Source organism: Streptomyces sp. NPDC104371, from assembly GCF_055583785.1.
The window spans coordinates 91539-111206 of sequence record NZ_JBVJNF010000012.1 but is presented as its reverse complement, the minus strand read 5'-3'; the positions used below and the strand labels follow the sequence as shown (position 1 = coordinate 111206).

At 71.2% G+C, this 19668-nt stretch carries 16 protein-coding genes, 1 tRNA gene and 1 riboswitch; of the genes, 14 read left to right on the top strand and 3 right to left on the bottom strand.

What is annotated here, in order from left to right:
- Positions 1-62 precede the first annotated feature (62 nt).
- The 13 genes from ACZ60T_RS29820 (at position 63) to ACZ60T_RS29760 (ending at position 15009) form a co-directional block, all read left to right on the top strand.
- Positions 63-665, top strand: a complete 603-nt coding sequence (locus tag ACZ60T_RS29820) for a hypothetical protein (protein WP_469668724.1) — start codon at positions 63-65, stop codon at positions 663-665.
- Positions 662-2185 carry a protein kinase domain-containing protein gene (locus ACZ60T_RS29815; RefSeq protein ID WP_469668723.1) on the top strand — a complete coding sequence of 508 codons (1524 nt, stop codon included), beginning with the start codon at positions 662-664 and terminating at the stop codon, positions 2183-2185. Before ACZ60T_RS29820 ends, ACZ60T_RS29815 begins: the two co-directional genes overlap by 4 nt.
- 170 nt (positions 2186-2355) lie before the next feature.
- On the top strand, positions 2356-3009 hold the full coding sequence (locus tag ACZ60T_RS29810) for a SurA N-terminal domain-containing protein (RefSeq protein WP_365624193.1): 654 nt from the start codon (positions 2356-2358) through the stop codon (positions 3007-3009).
- A gap of 217 nt (positions 3010-3226) precedes the next feature.
- Positions 3227-4225 (top strand): nucleoside triphosphate pyrophosphohydrolase, encoded by a 999-nt coding sequence (locus ACZ60T_RS29805; protein WP_469668722.1) that lies wholly within the window; start codon positions 3227-3229, stop codon positions 4223-4225.
- Positions 4226-4273: 48 nt separating this feature from the next.
- On the top strand, positions 4274-5563 hold the full coding sequence (locus ACZ60T_RS29800) for a cytochrome P450 family protein (protein WP_469668721.1): 1290 nt from the start codon (positions 4274-4276) through the stop codon (positions 5561-5563).
- A gap of 190 nt (positions 5564-5753) precedes the next feature.
- Positions 5754-6773 carry a transglycosylase family protein gene (locus tag ACZ60T_RS29795; protein WP_469668720.1) on the top strand — a complete coding sequence of 340 codons (1020 nt, stop codon included), beginning with the start codon at positions 5754-5756 and terminating at the stop codon, positions 6771-6773.
- 199 nt (positions 6774-6972) lie between these two features.
- A riboswitch (cyclic di-AMP (ydaO/yuaA leader) is annotated at positions 6973-7140 on the top strand.
- Between the two features lie 5 nt (positions 7141-7145).
- A complete protein-coding gene (locus tag ACZ60T_RS29790) occupies positions 7146-7886 on the top strand; it encodes a transglycosylase family protein (protein WP_469668719.1) in 741 nt (246 codons plus the stop codon).
- 279 nt (positions 7887-8165) lie between these two features.
- Positions 8166-9446 (top strand): phosphopyruvate hydratase, encoded by a 1281-nt coding sequence (eno, locus tag ACZ60T_RS29785; RefSeq protein ID WP_365624183.1) that lies wholly within the window; start codon positions 8166-8168, stop codon positions 9444-9446.
- A gap of 83 nt (positions 9447-9529) precedes the next feature.
- A complete protein-coding gene (locus tag ACZ60T_RS29780) occupies positions 9530-10015 on the top strand; it encodes an FtsB family cell division protein (RefSeq protein WP_365624181.1) in 486 nt (161 codons plus the stop codon).
- Positions 10016-10088: 73 nt separating this feature from the next.
- Entirely contained in the window at positions 10089-10655 is a 567-nt protein-coding gene (locus tag ACZ60T_RS29775; RefSeq protein WP_365624179.1) for a DUF501 domain-containing protein, read from the top strand.
- Positions 10652-11605 (top strand): Ppx/GppA phosphatase family protein, encoded by a 954-nt coding sequence (locus ACZ60T_RS29770; protein ID WP_469668718.1) that lies wholly within the window; start codon positions 10652-10654, stop codon positions 11603-11605. The genes ACZ60T_RS29775 and ACZ60T_RS29770 overlap by 4 nt, the downstream gene beginning before the upstream one ends.
- A 534-nt stretch (positions 11606-12139) precedes the next feature.
- Entirely contained in the window at positions 12140-13522 is a 1383-nt protein-coding gene (locus ACZ60T_RS29765; RefSeq protein ID WP_469668717.1) for an NAD(P)/FAD-dependent oxidoreductase, read from the top strand.
- A gap of 194 nt (positions 13523-13716) precedes the next feature.
- A complete protein-coding gene (locus ACZ60T_RS29760) occupies positions 13717-15009 on the top strand; it encodes a class I SAM-dependent methyltransferase (RefSeq protein ID WP_469668716.1) in 1293 nt (430 codons plus the stop codon).
- A gap of 66 nt (positions 15010-15075) precedes the next feature.
- Here the strand turns inward: ACZ60T_RS29760 and ACZ60T_RS29755 are convergent, their stop codons facing one another.
- On the bottom strand, positions 15076-17601 hold the full coding sequence (locus tag ACZ60T_RS29755) for an ABC transporter permease (protein ID WP_469668715.1): 2526 nt from the start codon (positions 17599-17601) through the stop codon (positions 15076-15078).
- A 123-nt stretch (positions 17602-17724) separates the two neighbouring features.
- Positions 17725-18495 carry an ABC transporter ATP-binding protein gene (locus ACZ60T_RS29750; protein ID WP_365624169.1) on the bottom strand — a complete coding sequence of 257 codons (771 nt, stop codon included), beginning with the start codon at positions 18493-18495 and terminating at the stop codon, positions 17725-17727.
- A 444-nt stretch (positions 18496-18939) separates the two neighbouring features.
- Here ACZ60T_RS29750 and ACZ60T_RS29745 point away from each other — a divergent pair.
- A tRNA-Leu gene (locus ACZ60T_RS29745) sits at positions 18940-19022 on the top strand.
- A gap of 444 nt (positions 19023-19466) precedes the next feature.
- On the opposite strand, the gene ACZ60T_RS29740 is transcribed toward ACZ60T_RS29745, so the two are convergent.
- Positions 19467-19655, bottom strand: a complete 189-nt coding sequence (locus ACZ60T_RS29740) for a hypothetical protein (protein ID WP_469668714.1) — start codon at positions 19653-19655, stop codon at positions 19467-19469.
- Positions 19656-19668: the final 13 nt, after the last annotated feature.

Sequence of the window (19668 nt, the reverse complement as noted above, 5' to 3'; positions counted from 1 at the left end):
GGGAGGGCTATACGCTCGGACTCCGATCATCGTCCGTCCTCACCACGGTCCCAGGAGCAGCCATGTACGGCCACGGTGTGCAGCCGCCCGCCCGCACTTCGGGCACGGCCATCTTCCTGCGCGTCCTGTTCGCCGCCATCGGCCCCCTCACGTGCGGACTGCTCGCCGGTCTGCCGCTGTTCCGGGTGGCCATGCTGCGCGGACGGCGGAGGGACTGGCTGCTGGCCTGGCTCAGCCTGCCGGTGACCATCGCCGGGTTCGCCACCGTCGGCATGCTCCCGGACAACGACCACCGGGGCGACGTCGCGATGGCCGTGCTCCTGCTCCTCGCCGCGTTCAGCACCGCCTACTTCCTGGTCTTCGACGTGCGCCACCACCGCGCCGCCCCGCCCTTCGCGCCGCTGCCGCCGCAGACCGCGGCCGCCGCGCCGCAGGCCCCCGTGCACCCCGGACCACCGCAGCAGGGCTACGGCTACCCGGCCCCGGCCCCGCAGCCGTACGCCGCCACGCAGTCCCCACCGACCCCGTACCCGCCGGTCCCCCAGCCCCTGCAACCCCCGCGGCCCCCGCAGCCGCAGCAGCCCGGACCCGCGCGCATCGACCAGGTCCGGGCCGAACTCGACGAGCTGAGCGACTACCTCCGCAAGCACGAGGACGGTCGGTGACCATGGCGAGCGGACGCCTCATCGCCGACCGCTACGCACTGTCCACGCTCATCGGCCAGGGGGGCATGGGCCAGGTCTGGACGGGATACGACCAGCGCCTGGACCGGCGCGTGGCCGTCAAGCTGCTGCGCCCGGACAAGGTGGCGGGCCAGGAGGCCGACGAACTGCGCCGCCGCTTCGTACGGGAGTGCCGGGTGACCGCGCAGGTCGACCACCCCGGACTGGTCACCGTGCACGACGCGGGCAGCGCGGGCGAGGAGCTGTACCTCGTGATGCAGTACGTCGACGGGGCCGACCTCGCCGACCACCTCGCCGAGCACGACCCCTACCCCTGGCCGTGGGCGGTGGCCGTCGCCGCGCAGCTCTGCGCCGCGCTGTCCGCCGTGCACGCCGTACCGATCGTGCACCGGGACCTCAAGCCCCGGAACGTGATGGTCCGGCCGGACGGCACGGTCACCGTCCTGGACCTCGGTGTGGCCTCGGTGATGGACACGGACACCACCCGCCTCACCCACACCGGCTCGCCCATCGGCTCGCCCGCCTACATGGCGCCCGAGCAGGCGATGGGCGGCGCGGTCGGCCCCTACACCGACCTGTACGCGCTCGGTGTGCTCCTGCACGAACTCCTCACCGGACAGGTGCCGTTCACCGGGACCACCGCCCTCGGCGTGCTGCACAGCCATCTCTACGACCCGCCCACCCCGGTGCGCCGTCCGCGCCCGGAGGTGCCCGAGGCGCTGGAGGCGCTCGTGCTGCGCCTGCTCGCCAAGGACCCGCAGCACCGCCCGGCCTCGGCCCAGGAGACGTACGAGGAGCTGCTGCCGCTCCTACCGGCGCGCGGCACACCCACGGGCGCCCCCCTCGACCCCACGCGCCCCTTCCTCCTCCCGCATGCCCCGTGGCCGTACCGGGCCCAAGTCCCCACGCCCCGGCCGCAGTCGGCTCCGCCGCCCGAGCGGCCCGATGTCGCGGGCGCCGTCGACGAGGTCAAGCGGCTGCTCGGCGAGGGCCGGGTCACCCAGGCCGTGGACATCCTCGGCGCGATCCTCCCGGTCGCCGCGGCCCAGCACGGCGAGCACTCACCGGTCGTGCGCACCCTGCGCAAGCAGTACGCGGCCACGCTCATGGACGACGGGCAGTACCGCCGGGCGCTGCCCGAACTGCGCCGCCTCGCCGACGAACGCGCCACCGAGTCGGGCCAGGCCGACCCCCAGTCCCTGCGCTTCCGCTACGACGTCGCGCAGTGCCTGGAACAGCTCGGCGAGCCGGTGGCGGCCCTCGCCGAGTACCGGGCCCTGCTGCCGTACTACGAGAACCGATACGTGGCCGGGGACCCGGAACTCGCGCTGGACGTCCGCCGCCGCATCGGCCATCTGCTGCTCGCCCTCGGCGACCGGGTGAGCGCGCAGGACACCCTGGTGCGGCTCCTGCACGACGTGGAGCGCCTGCGCGGGCCCGGTCATCCGCTGGCCGCGGACATCCGCCGGACCCTGCAGTGGCTGGGGCAGGTGCGGGTCTGAGACACCCGGCGACGGCCGGGCGGTGCGGAATCGGCTGTCTCCCGGTCCGGCGGTGCCCGAACTCCCGCTGAATCGTTGGTCGAATGGGTTGGCCAGAGCTGGGCCACTGCCTACCATCGATCATCGCAAGACTTTGTGCACCGCCGCACAAGCTCTTTAGGGAGGCCACCTTGCACCGCCGCACCGCGATCGCCCTCAGCGCCGTTCTGGCCGCCGCCCCCCTCCTCACCGCCTGTGGCAGCACGCCACATCCCGGCGCCGCGGCCGTCGTCGGTCAGGACCGGATCACGGTCGCGCAACTGGAGGGCCGGGTGAACGAGATCCGTACCGCCCAGCGGGCCGCCGCCACGGACGACGTCCAGTACCAGCAGGCCGTGTCCCGGACCAGCAGCCTCAGCCGTGACACCCTGCACAGCCTGGTCCTCGACCGCGTCCTGGACCGCGCCGCCCACGACGCGGGCGTGAGCGTCACCCGCCGGGACGTCCAGCAACTGCGGACCAGCCTGGAGCAGCAGGCGGGCAGCGCGAAGGCGTTGCACGCCGCCTGGCTGGAGCAGTACGGCGTGGCCCCCGCGCGCGTCGACGACAGCCTGCGCACCACGGTCGAGGCGCAGAAGCTGGCCGCCGCGCTCGGCGCCGACATGAGCACGGTCGAGGGCAAGGACACCTTCTGGAAGGCGCTGGGACAGGCGTCGAAGGACCTGCGCGTCGACCTGAACCCGCGCTACGGCGCCTGGGACGTGAACAAGAGCAGCCCCGTCGACGCGAAGACCCCCTGGCTCAAGGAGGTCACGACACCGGCAGCGGTGCCGCAGGCCGCCTAGGGCCTGTTGCGAAAGTCCCGCCTGCCTGGCGACGCCCGGCACGGCACCTCGCCGCGTTGTCGGGATCGCCCGCGTACATCCAGTACGCGGGCGACCCTCCGCCTTGCGATGCACCGCACCGGACGCCGCCAGGCCCGCCCTCCGGGCGAACGACGCGACTTTCGCAACAGGCCCTAAGCCCACAGGGGCGGCCGGTGGTGTGCGTTACGTTCGAGGGGTGAACGCAACCAGCTTCGAAGGCGCCCAGGGTCAGGACGAGGTCGCCGCCCCCGGCCGGATCGTCCTGCTCACCACCAGCCACCGGGTCGCCCCCGGACTTCTGTCCTGGCCCGCCTGGCAGGCGCTGCGCACGGCGGACCGGGTGCTGTGCGCGGACGGGGCGCATCCGCAGTTGCCGTATCTGCGCGAGGCGGGCACGGCGGTCGAGGAGGCCGCCCCGAGCGCCCAGGAGCTGGTCGACGCCTGCGCGGGCGGGCGCACGGTGGTCGTGGTGGCGACCGGCGAGGGCGAGCCGCGTCTCACCGACGGACTGGCCCGCCTCGCGGGCTCCGGCCGCGTGAACATGCCGGAGCTGGAGCTGCTGCCCGCCTCCTACGACCTCCCGGGCGCCCGGCTGCTCGACCTCGTCCAGGTCATGGACCGGATCCGCGTCGAGTGTCCTTGGTCCTCCCGGCAGACCCACAAGGGCCTGGCGAAGTACGGCATCGAAGAGGCGTACGAACTGGTCGAGGCGATCGAGGAGGGCGACCGCGACGAGCTGCGCGAGGAGCTGGGCGACGTCCTGCTCCAGGTCGTCTTCCACGGCCGCATAGCCGAGGAGGACGCCGACGCCCCCTTCTCCATCGACGACGTGGCGGGCGGCATCGTCGCCAAGCTGATCCACCGCCATCCGCATGTCTTCGGGGACGAGACCGCGACAACTCCGGAAGAGGTCAAGGCGCACTGGCTGCGGACGAAGGCGGTCGAGAAGCAGCGCACCTCGGTGACCGAAGGTGTCCCGCTCGGCCAGCCCGGCCTCGCCCTGGCGGCGAAGCTGTCCTCCCGCGTCCGCACCGCGGGCCTCGACGTCCCGCTCCCGAAGGGCGAGGGCATCGGCTACGACCTGCTGGCAGCGGCCGCGCGCGCGGAGGCGGAGGGCGTGGACCCGGAGGCGGCCCTGCGCGCGGCGGCACGGGTGTACCGGGACGCGATCCGGGCGGTGGAGAGCGCGCGCTGACGTCCGGGCGGGCGCGAGGCATCCCGCCCCGCCGGATACGGTCGAGGAGTGACCGAGCAGCACCAGCCCCTCCCCTCCACCCCGGCCCCCGAACTCTTCACCTGGGAGTTCGCCGCCGATCCGTACCCCGCCTACGCCTGGCTGCGCGAGCACGCGCCCGTGCACCGGACGACGCTCCCGAGCGGGGTGGAGGCCTGGCTGGTCACCCGCTACGCCGACGCCCGCCAGGCGCTGGCCGACCCGCGGCTCAGCAAGAACCCGGCGCATCACGACGAGCCCGCGCACGCCAAGGGCAAGACCGGCATCCCCGGCGAGCGCAAGGCCGAGCTGATGACCCACCTGCTCAACATCGACCCGCCGGACCACACCCGGCTGCGCCGCCTCGTCTCCAAGGCGTTCACCCCGCGGCGCGTCGCCGAGTTCGCGCCGCGGGTGCAGGAACTCACCGATCACCTCATCGACGGGTTCGCGGGCAAGGGCGAGGCCGACCTCATCCATGAGTTCGCCTTCCCGCTGCCCATCTACGCCATCTGCGACCTGCTCGGCGTTCCCCGCGAGGACCAGGACGACTTCCGGGAGTGGGCCGGGATGATGATCCGGCACGGCGGGGGACCGCGGGGCGGGGTCGCGCGGTCCGTCAAGAAGATGCGCGGCTATCTCGCCGACCTCATCCACCGCAAGCGCGCCGCCCTGTCCGACACCCCCGCCCCCGGCGAGGACCTCATCTCCGGGCTCATCCGCGCCTCCGACCACGGCGAGCACCTCACCGAGAACGAGGCCGCCGCGATGGCCTTCATCCTGCTCTTCGCCGGGTTCGAGACCACCGTCAACCTCATCGGCAACGGGACGTACGCCCTCCTCACCCACCCCGAGCAGCGCACCCGCCTCCAGCAGGCGCTCCTCGCCGGGGAACACGGCCTCCTGGAGACCGGCATCGAGGAACTCCTGCGCTACGACGGCCCGGTCGAGCTGGCCACCTGGCGGTTCGCCACCCGGCCGCTCACCCTCGGCGGGCAGGACATAGCGCCCGGCGACCCGGTGCTCGTCGTCCTCGCCGCCGCGGACCGGGACCCGGCGCGGTTCGCCGACCCCGACCTCCTCGACCTCTCGCGCCGCGACAACCAGCACCTCGGGTACGGGCACGGCGTCCACTACTGCCTCGGCGCCCCGCTCGCCCGCCTGGAGGGACAGGCCGCGCTCGCCACGCTCCTCACCCGCCTCCCCGACCTGCGCCTCGCGGCGGACCCCGCCGAGCTGCGCCGGCGCGGCGGGCTCATCATGCGCGGACTGCGCACGCTCCCCGTGGAGTTCACACCCGTTCCGCCACAGGGCCGCTGACGACCCTCCGCAATGCCGCGAACACCCGGGCGGGAAGCGTGAGTTGGCTCTTCGACAAGTCTGTGACATTTACGTGATCCGCGCTGCATGAACTTGTGACAAGCGTTCGAGTGCGGCTACGTTCGCGCAGTAACGCGGCGGTGCGCCACGGCTGCCGCGTGGTCTCTGCTGTCGCGCGAAAGGCAACCGTATGCTTCCCGGGAACGGCCGTCACCGTCGCCGCCGCCAGGCCCCCGCGATCCTCGTCGCGGCAGGTGTGACCGGATCGGCGATCGCGATTCCGCTTCTCGGTGCCACCGGTGCGAGCGCGGCCGGTGCCACCACCTGGGACCAGGTCGCGGAGTGCGAGAGCGGCGGCTCCTGGAGCGCGGACACCGGCAACGGCCGCTACGGCGGCCTGCAGTTGACGCAGTCCGCCTGGGAGAAGTACGGCGGCCTCGACTACGCGCCCCGCGCGGACCAGGCCAGCCGCTCGCAGCAGATAGCCGTCGCCGAGCGGATCCTCTCCCACCGGGGGACCTCCGCCTGGCAGTCCTGCGCGCCCCTCGCCGGTCTGACCAAGCACTCCGGTGAGACCCAGGTCGACACGGGCGTCGCGAACGACCCGTCGTCCTCCCCCCACACCTCCGGCTCCGACTTCGGCGCGGCGAACGATCCCGGTCTGCCCGACATGCCCGGATCACCCAAGTCGACCCCGTTGCCGTCTACTTCCTCCCCTTCGCCCTCCACGTCCGAGTCCTCCCCCGAGTCGTCCCCGTCCTCGGACCCGACCACCGTTCCGTCCGAGCAGGGCACCGAGACGAGCGGCGCACAGGAGTCCGGCGAGCCGTCCGAGAAGGCGACGAAGCAGGCCGAGCCCGGCAAGTCGGCGCGGGAGACCGCCACTTCGGGCAAGGACGCGCACCGCACCTCCGGCGGCGGGCGCCACCGCGGCGGCAGTGCCGACGAACACGGCGCGAACGGGCGTGGCGGCGACGGGTTCGGGCGGCACGCCTCGCCCGACTCCCCTGCCCCGCACGGCGCCACGGACGGCTCGTACACCGTCCGTCCCGGCGACACGCTGTCCGCCATCGCCGACTCGCTTGAGCTGCACGGCGGATGGAGCGGGCTGTACGACGTGAACAAGAAGGCGATCGGCTCCGACCCCGACCTCATCCTCCCCGGTCAGAGCCTCGCGCTGGAAGACGGCCGCACAGCGAAGAAGCACTGAACTGTCCGGTTTCTGACGCCAGTTCACGCCCTACTTCGATGTCAAATGTCCGCTTTGGCGAGAGTGAGATATGAGTCTCATAAGCCCTGATCGTCTTTGAAATTCCGGCGATCGGCTGCTTACGGTCAAGGCCGCTCGCCACAGCGGGCCCCGACGGTCGCCACGCCGAATCCTGCCGGCGGCCGCCCGGGAACAGTCGTCGCGTCAAGCGCCGTAGGCAGGAGCGGGGGACCCAAGGTAAGTGCCGCGCCCGGGAGTTGACCGGGACGGCTAGGGGTGAAGCCGTACGCCCTTCGGGGGGTGCGGCCGGGCAGCTCAACCGGCCCGAACCCGACAGCTCACCTCGCAGGCGTCGGTGAGGGGATTCGAACCATGCTGTCTTCCGGCAAGGGCAAGCACCGTCGTCCGTCCAAGGCCGTCCGCGCCATCACGCTCGCCGGTGTCACCGGCGCCGCCGTCGCCGCCCCGCTGATGGCGGCCGGCAACGCCTCCGCCGCCACCACGGCCGAGTGGGACGCCGTCGCCCAGTGCGAGTCCGGCGGCAACTGGTCCATCAACACCGGCAACGGCTACTTCGGCGGCCTCCAGTTCGCCACGTCCACCTGGGCCGCGTACGGCGGCACCGCCTACGCCGCGCGCGCCGACCTGGCGAGCAAGGCGCAGCAGATAGCCGTCGCCGAGAAGGTCCTCGCGGGCCAGGGCAAGGGCGCCTGGCCGGTCTGCGGCAAGGGCCTGTCCAGCACCCCGAACAACGGTGGCGCGGCCCCCGCCGCCCCTGTCGCGCCGAAGAGCACGGCCCCTGTCGCGCCCAAGAGCACGGCCCCCGCCGCGCCCAAGAGCGCGCAGAGCGGCACCGTCTCCCGTTCGGCCGAGGCGCAGAAGGCCTCCCGTTCCACCGAGCGCCCGGCGGCGCGGAAGACCGTGACCACCCCGACCGGCAAGAAGGTCAAGAAGGGTGACGGCGAGTACAAGGTCGTCCGGGGCGACACCCTCAGCTCCATCGCCGCCGAGCGGCACATCCGCGGCGGCTGGCAGAAGCTGTTCGAGCTGAACAAGGACATCGTCGAGGACGCCGACCTCATCTACCCGGGCCAGCAGCTCCACCTGAAGTGACGGCCGGACAGCCGGGCCGCAACTCCCTTCTCCCGGCGGCCACCTCGACGTAGGCCGTCCGGAGACCCCCGCTCCCCGCTCCGGCGCGTGTTCCCCCGCACGCGCCGGAGCGGGGTTCTTCTGCCGTTCCCGCCCCGCCATTTGTTCCGACCTGAAACAATATGGAGCGTCAACCTGTTCGCGGGACGGTCGGTCAGTCGGCCGGGTCCGGCAGGCGGATAGGCTCTAGCCACAAAGTGCCCCGCACTCCAAAGCGTCACATCCCAGAAGGAGATGCACGTGCCGTCCATCGACGTCGTCGTAGCCCGGGAAATCCTGGACTCCCGAGGCAACCCCACGGTCGAGGTCGAGGTCGGCCTCGACGACGGCAGCACCGGTCGTGCCGCCGTTCCGTCCGGCGCCTCCACCGGCGCCTTCGAGGCCATCGAGCTCCGCGACGGTGACCCGGGCCGCTACCAGGGCAAGGGTGTCGAGAAGGCCGTCCTCGCCGTCATCGAGCAGATCGGCCCGGAGCTGGTCGGCTACGACGCCACCGAGCAGCGCCTGATCGACCAGGCGATGTTCGACCTGGACGCCACCGACAACAAGGGCTCCCTCGGCGCCAACGCCATCCTCGGCGTCTCCCTCGCCGTCGCCCACGCCGCCTCCGAGGCCAGCGACCTCCCGCTCTTCCGCTACCTCGGCGGCCCGAACGCGCACCTGCTGCCGGTGCCGATGATGAACATCCTGAACGGCGGGTCGCACGCCGACTCCAACGTGGACATCCAGGAGTTCATGATCGCCCCGATCGGCGCGGAGTCCTTCTCCGAGGCCCTGCGCTGGGGCGCCGAGGTCTACCACACCCTCAAGAAGGTGCTGAAGAACAAGGGTCTGTCCACCGGCCTCGGCGACGAGGGCGGCTTCGCCCCGAACCTCGGCTCCAACCGCGAGGCCCTCGACCTCATCCTCGAGGCGATCAAGGAGGCCGGCTACACCCCCGGCGAGCAGATCGCCCTCGCGCTCGACGTCGCCGCGTCCGAGTTCTACAAGGACGGCTCCTACGTCTTCGAGGGCAAGCAGCGCTCGGCCACCGAGATGACCGAGTACTACGCCGAGCTGGTCGAGGCGTACCCGCTGGTCTCCATCGAGGACCCGCTGTTCGAGGACGACTGGGAGGGCTGGAAGACCATCACCGCCAAGCTCGGTGACAAGGTCCAGCTCGTCGGTGACGACCTGTTCGTCACCAACCCGGAGCGCCTGGCCCGCGGTATCGAGGAGGGCGCCGCCAACGCCCTGCTGGTCAAGGTCAACCAGATCGGCTCGCTGACCGAGACCCTCGACGCCGTCGAGCTGGCCCAGCGCAACGGCTTCAAGTGCATGATGTCCCACCGCTCCGGCGAGACCGAGGACGTCACCATCGCCGACCTGGCCGTCGCCACCAACTGCGGCCAGATCAAGACCGGTGCCCCGGCCCGCTCCGAGCGCGTCGCCAAGTACAACCAGCTCCTGCGCATCGAGGAGATCCTCGACGACGCCGCGGTCTACGCCGGCCGCAGCGCCTTCCCGCGCTTCAAGGGCTGAGCTAGCCAGTCGTCGTACGTCCCCGTACGCGGTCCCGTACCGTGTGCGGGGACGTACGCGCGTATGAAGGGGAGGCGGGAGAGATGGCCGTGAAGGACCGCGACCGGTTCTCCACCACGACCAGGCTGCGGCTGCTCGGCGAGCAGACGGCCGCCCGGGTCTACCGCTCCCAGACCAAACGGCAGGCCCGCCGCTCCCGGCTCACCGGCCGCGCCGCCCTCCTCGCGCTGGTCCTGTGCTCGCTGATCGTGGCGCTCGCCTACCCGACCCGGCAGTACTTCTCCCAGCGCTCCGAGATCGCCGCCAAGCAGCGGGAGCGGCAGCGGGCCCACGAGCGGGTCGAGCACCTGCGCGACCTCAAGGCACGCTGGCAGGACGACGCGTACGCGCGCCAGCAGATCCGGCAGCGGCTGCACTATGTGATGCCGGGGGAGACCGGCTACATCGTGATCGACCCGCAGACGGCCAAGCCGTCGCAGTCGGGCCGGGCGATGGCCGCGCGCCCCTGGTACACCAGCCTCTGGGACGGAATCGACCGGGCCGACGAGCCCGGCGGATCCGGCCACTGAACCGGCGGGCCCGTCGCACCGACCCGCCCGCCGAACCGCCGAACCGACACGAAAGACAGTCTGAAAGACAGCCATGGAAACCCCTCCGCCGCCCACCCCTCGCACCGAGCCCACGGACGCGGACATCGCGGCCATCCAGCAGCAGCTCGGCCGCACGCCGCGCGGGCTGTGCGCGATCGCGCACCGGTGCCCGTGCGGGCAGCCGGACGTCGTGGAGACGGCGCCACGGCTCCCCGACGGCACGCCGTTCCCGACGACGTACTACCTGACGTGCCCGCGCGCCGCCTCGGCCATCGGCACGCTGGAGGCGAACGGCGTCATGAAGGAGATGACGCAGCGCCTCGCCACCGACCCCGAGCTGGCCGCCGCCTACCGCGCCGCGCACGAGGACTACATCGCCCGCCGGGACGCCATCGAGGTCCTGGCGGGCTTCCCGAGCGCCGGCGGCATGCCCGACCGCGTCAAGTGCCTGCATGTGCTCGTGGCCCACTCGCTGGCCGCCGGGCCGGGCGTCAACCCGCTCGGCGACGAGGCGATCGCGATGCTGCCCGAGTGGTGGCGCAAGGGCTCGTGCGTGACGACGCCGGACTGCGGCACCACCGACTCCGGCTCCGCCGATGCGGGGGAGGCGGGCGCGTGACGCGCGTCGCCGCCGTCGACTGCGGTACGAACTCCATCCGGCTCCTGGTCGCCGACATCGACCCGGCCACGGGCGAACTGACCGAGCTGGACCGGCGGATGACCATCGTCCGGCTCGGCCAGGGCGTCGACCGGACCGGCCGTCTCGCCCCCGAGGCGCTGGAGCGCACGTTCGCCGCCTGCCGTGAGTACGCGGGCGTCATCAAGGAGCACGGCGCCGAGCGCGTCCGCTTCGTCGCCACCTCCGCGTCCCGGGACGCCGAGAACCGCGACGAGTTCGTGCGGGGCGTCAAGGACATCCTCGGCGTCGAGCCCGAGGTCGTCTCCGGTGACCAGGAGGCGGAGTTCTCCTTCACGGGCGCGACCAGGGAACTGGCGGGCCGTACCGACCTGGCCCGGCCCTATCTGGTCGTGGACATCGGCGGCGGCTCCACGGAGTTCGTCGTCGGCGACGACCGGGTGCGCGGCGCGCGGTCCGTCGACATCGGCTGTGTCCGGATGACCGAGCGTCATCTCGTACGCGACGGAGTCGTCACCGACCCGCCCACCGAGGAGCAGATCGCGGCCATACGGTCCGACATCGAGGCCGCGCTGGATCTGGCGGAGCGGGACGTGCCGCTGCGCGAGGCGCGGACGCTGGTCGGGCTCGCGGGTTCGGTGACCACGATCTCCGCGATCGCCCAGGACCTCCCGGAGTACGACTCGACGGCGATCCACCACTCCCGTGTCCCCTACGAGCGCGTCCGGGAGATCACCGGCCGGCTGCTGAGGTCCACTCACGCCGAGCGCGCGGCGATCCCCTCGATGCACCCGGGCCGGGTGGACGTCATCGGCGCGGGCGCCCTGGTCCTGCTGACCATCATGGAACGCGTCGGCGCGGCCGAGGTCGTGGTGAGCGAGCACGACATCCTCGACGGCATCGCGTTCTATGCGGCCGAGTCGCCTTCGTAGGCGATCCTCGACGGCATCGCGTTCTCCGTGGCGGGCCCGCGGCCCTGAGCCACCCTCCGCGGGTGGTGCGCGAACTGACCGGGGCTCAGACGGGGCCCCGGTCACGCTTCGGCTACCCGCTGGTACCTGCCCGTGAGCAGGTCGGATACCGTAGGGACGGGTTCCGGAAGATCTTGGTCGGAACCTGTTGACGGCATGCTGTCGGAAAACTTGTGAACTTCTTCACAAGGAATTCGCCCTCGCTGGGCGGTGATTGGGGCCTATGGAGACGTACAGAGGGCTCGAAGTGCCGTGGACCGCGCTCGCGTGAGCGGTCCCCCGAGGGCCCGGCGGTGACGGAACCGGGCCCGGCACGAAACAGCGAAGGTCCGGAGGGGCAGCTCACGGCCCTGGCGGGAGAAGAGGCTCGTACAGAGGTTCCCACCCGGCGTCATGACCTTCGTCACGTGGGCCGCGCAGTGTAGCAGACACCCCTTGCAAGCTTGTGAAGGGGCGCACGAGCGACCCCCTGGGGGCAGGTGGATACTCGATGCCATGAGCACCACGGAGCGTCCCAGGATCCTCGTAGTAGGCGGTGGGTACGTAGGCCTGTACGCGGCCCGACGCATTCTCAAGAAGATGCGCTACGGCGAGGCGACCGTCACGGTCGTCGACCCGCGCTCGTACATGACCTACCAGCCCTTCCTGCCCGAAGCCGCCGCCGGCAGCATCTCCCCCCGGCACGTCGTCGTCCCGCTGCGACGCGTGCTCCCGAAGGCGGAGGTCCTCACCGGCCGGGTCACCACCATCGACCAGGACCGCAAGGTCGCCACGATCGCCCCGCTGGTCGGCGAGGCGTACGAGCTGCCCTTCGACTACCTGGTCATCGCGATGGGCGCGGTCTCCCGTACCTTCCCGATCCCCGGCCTCGCCGAGCAGGGCATCGGTATGAAGGGCATCGAGGAGGCCATCGGCCTGCGCAACCACGTCCTGGAGCAGCTCGACAAGGCCGACTCCACGACCGACGAGGAGATCCGCCGCAAGGCGCTCACCTTCGTCTTCATCGGCGGTGGCTTCGCGGGCGCGGAGACCATCGGCGAGGTCGAGGACATGGTCCGGGACGCCGCCAAGTACTACAAGAACGTGTCCCGCGAGGACATGCGCTTCGTCCTGGTCGACGCCGCCGACAAGATCCTCCCCGAAGTCGGCCCCAAGCTCGGCCAGTACGGCAAGGCGCACCTTGAGGGCCGCGGCGTCGAGGTCTACCTGTCCACCTCCATGGACTCCTGTGTCGACGGCCACGTGGTGCTCAAGAACGGCCTCGAGGTCGACTCCAACACGATCGTGTGGACGGCGGGCGTCAAGCCGAACCCGGCGCTGTCCCGCTTCGGTCTGCCGCTCGGCCCGCGCGGCCACGTGGACACCGAGCCCACCCTCCAGGTGAAGGGCACGGACTACATCTGGGCCGCGGGCGACAACGCCCAGGTGCCCGACATGGTCGGCCGCAGGGCGGGCAACGAGAACGCCTGGTGCCCGCCGAACGCGCAGCACGCGCTGCGTCAGGCCAAGGCCCTCGGCGACAACGTGATCTCCGGTATGCGGGGCTTCCCGCAGAAGGAGTACAGCCACGCCAACAAGGGCGCGGTGGCGGGCCTCGGCCTCCACAAGGGCGTCGCGATGATCGTCGTCGGCAAGTCGAAGATCAAGGTGCGCGGCCGTCTCGCCTGGTACATGCACCGTGGCTACCACGGTCTGGCGATGCCGACCTGGAACCGCAAGATCCGCATCTTCGCGGACTGGACGCTGAGCATGTTCCTCAAGCGCGAGGTCGTCTCGCTCGGCGCCATCGAGTCCCCGCGCGAGGAGTTCTACGAGGCCGCGAAGCCGGCCCCGGCTCCGGCCGCGAGCAAGCCCGAGGAGAAGGCCAAGGCCTCCTGACCTCACGGCACTTGCCGACCGAAGGGCCTCCCGTCATCCGTGGTGCGGGAGGCCCTTCGGCGTTGCCCCGCCCCGCCTCCGCCGACGCCCCCGTATTTTGCCCAGTCATGACGCCGACGGGGGACTGTAACGCCGCCTCGCCGGTGTTTACGTGGTGTTGAACATTCCGGGATCCTGTCACGGAGGTGTGCACCATGGTCGACGCCGCGCAGCGGCTGAACAGCCTCGTCGAACAGTTGCTGGGAGCCCCGCTCCCGGTGCGTGTTCGCGCCTGGGACGGCTCGGAGGCCGGCCCGCCGGGTGCTCCCGTCCTGGTCGTACGCAACCGCCGGGCGCTGCGCCGACTGCTGTGGAAGCCGGGCGAGTTGGGGCTCGCCCGCGCCTGGGTCGCGGGGGACCTGGGTATCGACGGAGACCTCTACACGGCCCTCGACCGGCTCGCCGGGTTCATCTGGGAGCGCGGTGAGGACGCCCGTACCCTCGCCCAGGCGCTGCGCGACCCGGAGGTCCGCGCCGCGGTCCGCGGCCTCGCCGCGCTGGCCGGTCCCTTCCCGCCGCCCGCGCCCCCGCGCGAGGAGGTCCGCAGAGCCCGCGGCCATCTGCACACCCGGCGCAGCGACAAGCACGCCGTCAGCCATCACTACGACGTCGGGAACGACTTCTACGAGATCGTCCTGGGCCCGTCCATGGTGTACTCGTGCGCCTACTGGGACTCCCCGGAGGGCACGTTGGAGGACGCCCAGCGCGACAAGCTCGAACTCGTCTGCCGCAAGCTGGATCTGCGGCCCGGTCGGCGACTGCTCGACGTCGGCTGCGGCTGGGGCTCCCTGGCCGTCCACGCGGCCCGTGAGCACGGCGTCAGCGTCGTGGGCATCACCCTCTCCGAGGAGCAGGCCGCCTACGCCCGTAAGCGGGTCGCCGACGAGGGGCTCACCGACCGCGTCGAGATCCGGGTGCAGGACTACCGCGATGTGGTCGACGGGCCGTACGACGCCATCTCCTCCATCGGCATGGCCGAACACGTGGGCTCCGAACGGTACTTGGAGTACGCCCGGACCTTGCACGCCCTGCTGACGCCCGGCGGGCGGCTGCTCAACCACCAGATCGCGCGCAGGCCGCAGCGGGACGAATCCACGTACTCCGTCGACGCGTTCATCGACGCCTATGTCTTCCCGGACGGCGAACTCGCGCCCGTCGGCACCACGGTGACCCAACTGGAGCGCGCCGGGTTCGAGGTGCGCGACGTCGAGTCCCTGCGGGAGCACTACGCCCTCACGCTGCGCCGCTGGGTCGCCAACCTGGAGGCGCAGTGGGGGCGGGCGCAGGGTCTCTCCAGCCCCGGCCGGGCCCGCGTCTGGCGCCTCTACATGGCCGCCTCGGCCCTCGCCTTCGAGCGCAACCGCATCGGCGTCAACCAGGTCGTCGCGGTCCGCACCCCCGAACCGGGCACTTCCGGGATGCCCCTGCGGGCCCGTACCTGGAACTGACCCGCCGACGCCAAGGGGCCCCGCCCGGTCGGGAGTCGACCGGACGGGGCCCCAACGCGTGTGCGGTTACTGCGAGTTGATCGCCGTCAGCATGTTCAGTCGGGCCGCGCGCCGGGCCGGCCACAGCGCGGCCAGCACGCCGACCAGCGCCGCGAGCAGCAGGAAGACGGCCATCCGCCCCCAGGGCAGGACCAGTTCGTACGTCGACATGCGCGCGCCGATCAGCCGGCCGCCCGCCCAGCCGAAGAACACGCCCAGACCGATGCCGAGCACGCCGCCGAAGAGCGAGATCACCAGCGACTCCAGCCGGACCATCCGCTTGATGCCCCCGCGGTCCAGGCCGATCGCGCGCAGCATCCCGATCTCCTGCGAGCGCTCGAAGACCGACATCGCCAGGGTGTTGATGACCCCGAGGACCGCGACGATCACCGCCATGGCCAGCAGGCCGTAGAGGATGTTCAGCGCCAGCGTGAGCGACTGGCTGATGTAGTCGGAGATGTCCTTCTTGTCCTGGACCTTGATGGCGGGGTTGTCGCCGAGCGCCTTCTCCAGCGCGTCCTTGGTCGCCGCGCTGGGGCCGCCGTCCGTCTTCAGCATGACCTGGTAGTCGGCCGGGTGGCTCTCGTACGCGGAGAGCGTCGCGTTGTCCAGGATGATGCCCTTCAGCGCGCTGCTGTGGTAAATCCCGGCGACCGTCAACTGCTGCTTGTGGCCCGGCGTGAAGGAGGCCGTGACCCGCGAACCGGCGTGCCACTTACGGGACGTGGCGGTCTTCGCGTCGACGACGAGATGCGGGCCGCGGAGCGTGAGCGAGCCGCTCTCGGCCGTGAGGTCGCTCAGGCTGCCGAACGTGGTGCCGTCGACGCCCATGACGTACTCGGTCTTGCCGTTGATACGGGAGGCCTCGAAGCGCAGCGGGCTGGTCTTGGTGACACCGTCGGTCTTGCGGAGCTTCTCGGCCACGTCGGGCGAGAGCGGGTTGCTGTTCGCCATCGCCACCACGTAGTCGGCCTTGATCGAGGAGGCCGCCATGTGGTCGATCCCGCGCTGGAGGCCGCTCGTGATCACGGTCAGACCGGTGATGAGGGTCAGACCGATCATCAGGGCCGAGGCGGTGGCCGCGGTACGGCGCGGGTTGCGCAGCGAGTTCTGCCGCGCGAGCTTCCCGGCGATCCCGAACACCCGCAGCAGGGGCGAGGCGGCGGCGATCAGCGGGCGGGACAGCAGCGGGGTGAGGACGAAGACACCGATGACCAGCAGGACCGCGCCGAGACCCATCGGCATCTGGCCGTCCGAGCCCTTCAGCGTGATGGCGTACAGGACGACGGCGACACCGACCCCGGCGAACAGGGAACCGATGGTGTTCCGTACGACGAGGGACTTGGTCGTCGCCTTGGCGTGGACGCTGCTCATCGCGGCGACCGGCGGGATCTTCGCGGCGCGGCGGGCCGGCAGATAGGCGGCCAGCATCGTGATCACGATGCCGACGGCGAAGGCGATGAGGACCGTGCTCGGGGAGATGACGAGCGGCCCGTCCGGCGCCGCGCCGCCGAAGGAGCTCATCAGCGACCGCATACCGGCGCCGATGCCGATACCGGCCAGCAGACCGGCGACGGCCGCGACCGCGCCGACCACGGCCGCCTCGATGAGCACGGACCGGGTGACCTGACGGCGGGAGGCGCCGACCGCGCGCAGCAGGGCGAGTTCCTTGGTGCGCTGGGCGACCAGCATGGTGAAGGTGTTGGCGATGATGAACGTGCCGACGAACAGCGCGATGCCCGCGAAGACCAGCAGGGCGGTGCGCAGACCGCTGGTCGACTCGGCGATCTGCTTCGCCTGGTCGTCGGCGAGCTGCTCGCCGGTGATGGTGGAGGCGATGTCCTTCGGCAGGATCTCGTCGAGCGCGTGGCGCAGGGCGACCTGGCTGGTGCCGGGGGCGGCCTTCACGTCGATCTCGTCGTAGACACCGGTCTTGTCGAACAGCCGCTGGGCGGTGGCCGTGTCGAACAGCGCGAGGCTGCCGCCCGCGGCGACGTTGCCGTCGTCGGTGGTGAAGATGCCGGTGATCTCCGGCTTGAGGACGGGCCCGTCGATGGAGATCCGTACGGTGTCGCCGACCTTGTACCCGGCGCGCTCGGCGGTCTTGGAGTCGATGAGGACCTGCCCCGCGCCCTGGGGCGCGTGCCCGCTGACCAGCGGGTACCGGATGTCCTTGGCGCCCCAGTAGTTGCCGCCCTGGGTCCGGAAGCCACCGCCGATGAGCTTGCCGTCCTTGTCGGCGATGGCGGTGAAGCCGCCGACCACACCGATGGCGCTGTCGGCGCCCTGGACCTTGGCGGCCTTGTCGAGGAGCGGCTGCGTCAGCTCGGGCTTCTTGCCGAGCGTGTCGCCGGTGCTCTTGCGGGTCTTCGGCTGGATGGCCACGTCGACCTGGTCGTAGCCCTTGGCGGAGCTCTTCTGGAAGGCCTCCGAGACGGTGTTGGTGAAGACCAGGGTGCCCGACACGAAGGCCACGCCGAGCATCACGGCGAGCACGGTCATCAGCAGCCTGGCCTTGTGCGCGAGCACGGTGCGCAGGGCAGTTCGGAACATTCTCTCGTCCAGGGGCCGGGTGGAGCGACGGATGGGGGAAGGGGCGTGGGGCCGCGGCGGGCGGGCCGCCTCGGGTCTGTACGGCGTCGCGGCGCGGGCGGGCAACTCCGTACAGGCGCTGGGTCAGCTCGTGCGGCCCTTGGCGTCGAACTGCTTCATCCGGTCCAGCACCGCCTCGGCGGTCGGCGCGTGCACCTCGTCCACGATCCGGCCGTCCGCCAGGAAGATGACCCGGTCCGCGTAGGCCGCCGCCACCGGGTCGTGGGTGACCATCACCACCGTCTGCCCCAACTCCCGTACGGAGTTGCGCAGGAAGCCCAGGACCTCCGCGCCCGAGCGCGAGTCCAGGTTGCCGGTGGGCTCGTCACCGAAGATGATCGCGGGCTTGGACGCCAGCGCCCGCGCCACCGCGACGCGCTGCTGCTGACCGCCCGAGAGCTGCGCGGGCCGGTGACCGAGCCGCCCCGAAAGGCCGATCATCTCGATCACGGTGTTCAGCCACTCCTTGTCGGGCTTGCGGCCCGCGATGTCCATCGGCAGCGTGATGTTCTCCAGCGCGGTCAGCGTCGGCAGCAGGTTGAACGCCTGGAAGATGAAGCCGATCTTGTCCCGGCGCAGCTTGGTCAGTTGCTTGTCCTTCAGCGCGCCCAGCTCGACGTCGCCGACGCGGACGGAGCCGGAGGAGAAGGAGTCGAGCCCGGCGACGCAGTGCATGAGCGTCGACTTGCCGGAGCCCGAGGGCCCCATGATCGCCGTGAACCGGGCCTGCTCGAAGTCGACGGTGACGCGGTCCAGGGCCACCACCTGAGTCTCGCCCTGACCGTAGACCTTCGACAGGTCCGTGGCACGGGCGGCCACCGCGGTGGTGGGGTCGGCGAGGGGAGTGCTGGTCACGGGACGGCTCCTGTCGGGACGACGGTCGAAGGACGACGGTCAGGTCAAGGACGACGGTCAAAGGGGGACGTCTTCCATCATCCGTGCCGAACGGAGTCATGAAGTCACCCGCTGTTCCGGTTCTGGGGACAGCCTCGGGTCGGACCGTCCCTCAGCCGTGTCATACCTGGGGATGACACGGCCCAGGACCGTACCTGGTGGGACGAGGGGTGGGTGACGTCGTGCGGAGCTGTCCGCGTCGCCGTCATTCCGGACGGTGAAATCCCGTCATTCCCCGTACACGCGCAGTCGCGACCAGAATCGCTATCGGCACGTGTGGATGGCCCGTCGCGTGTGCTGATGCACCCTCAGGCGCCAATAAAATAAGACAACATCGCATCGCCCGCCCGCTGTTCGAGGGATCCGCCCCGATAGGCTCGGCGCCGGATGCGGAGGCCATGGCCTGCCCGGATGGTGGAATGCAGACACGGCGAGCTTAAACCTCGCTGCCCCTCGCGGGCGTGCCGGTTCGAGTCCGGTTCCGGGCACCTCCCGCCATACCAGCCGTGGCCAGCACAGACACCACCAGGAGGCTGTTCTCCCATTTCGGATTGGGAGCACGGTGGGAGCACGCGGGCGTACAGTGCCGTGCGACGGGGAGATCACGAGCTACCAGGTCAAGTGGCGGCTCGGCGGCCCTCGCTCGGCGCCCCAGCAGATCGAGCGGTTCGAGCTCACGGAGGAAGGCCTGGAGGCCGCGAAGAGGGCAGCCAGGAGGATCTGCTGCGGTCTGCTGCTTACCGCCTGCCCACCATGGTGGACCTGCTCACGGTGGACGTTCAGGACTTGGGCGAGCAGGCGCCGCCAGCGTAACGGCGCCCCAGACCCCGGACCTGCGGTGGTGGTGTCCAAGGCTGACGTGCCACTCGGACGTATATGAAGCGCCCCGCCCCGGCGTGGAAACCGGGTGCGGGGCGCGCCCTTGTGCGAGGTCAGGCGGCGATGGTCCAGCAGTCGCCGTCCTGGGGGCAGGCGGTCCACCCATGCTCCAGCAACTGCGCCCACTGGTGGGTGCGTTCGCGGCTGGCGGGCTGTTTCATCAGGTCGCGGCTGGCGTTGTTGAGGCGGTCCCGAGCGGGGTAGTAAGCAATACCCGGACGTCGGGGGGGGGAGTTGGGCATAGCCTCACGGTAC

Excerpts from the sequence above, each read along its gene's own strand:
- ACZ60T_RS29755 (WP_469668715.1), bottom strand. The coding sequence starts at position 17,601 with ATGTTCCGAACTGCCCTGCGCACCGTGCTCGCGCACAAGGCCAGGCTG.
- ACZ60T_RS29795 (WP_469668720.1), top strand. The coding sequence starts at position 5,754 with ATGCTTCCCGGGAACGGCCGTCACCGTCGCCGCCGCCAGGCCCCCGCG.
- ACZ60T_RS29775 (WP_365624179.1), top strand. The coding sequence starts at position 10,089 with ATGGAAACCCCTCCGCCGCCCACCCCTCGCACCGAGCCCACGGACGCG.
- ACZ60T_RS29740 (WP_469668714.1), bottom strand. The coding sequence starts at position 19,655 with ATGCCCAACTCCCCCCCCCGACGTCCGGGTATTGCTTACTACCCCGCT.
- ACZ60T_RS29790 (WP_469668719.1), top strand. The coding sequence starts at position 7,146 with ATGCTGTCTTCCGGCAAGGGCAAGCACCGTCGTCCGTCCAAGGCCGTC.
- ACZ60T_RS29820 (WP_469668724.1), top strand. The coding sequence starts at position 63 with ATGTACGGCCACGGTGTGCAGCCGCCCGCCCGCACTTCGGGCACGGCC.
- ACZ60T_RS29765 (WP_469668717.1), top strand. The coding sequence starts at position 12,140 with ATGAGCACCACGGAGCGTCCCAGGATCCTCGTAGTAGGCGGTGGGTAC.
- ACZ60T_RS29780 (WP_365624181.1), top strand. The coding sequence starts at position 9,530 with ATGGCCGTGAAGGACCGCGACCGGTTCTCCACCACGACCAGGCTGCGG.
- ACZ60T_RS29760 (WP_469668716.1), top strand. The coding sequence starts at position 13,717 with ATGGTCGACGCCGCGCAGCGGCTGAACAGCCTCGTCGAACAGTTGCTG.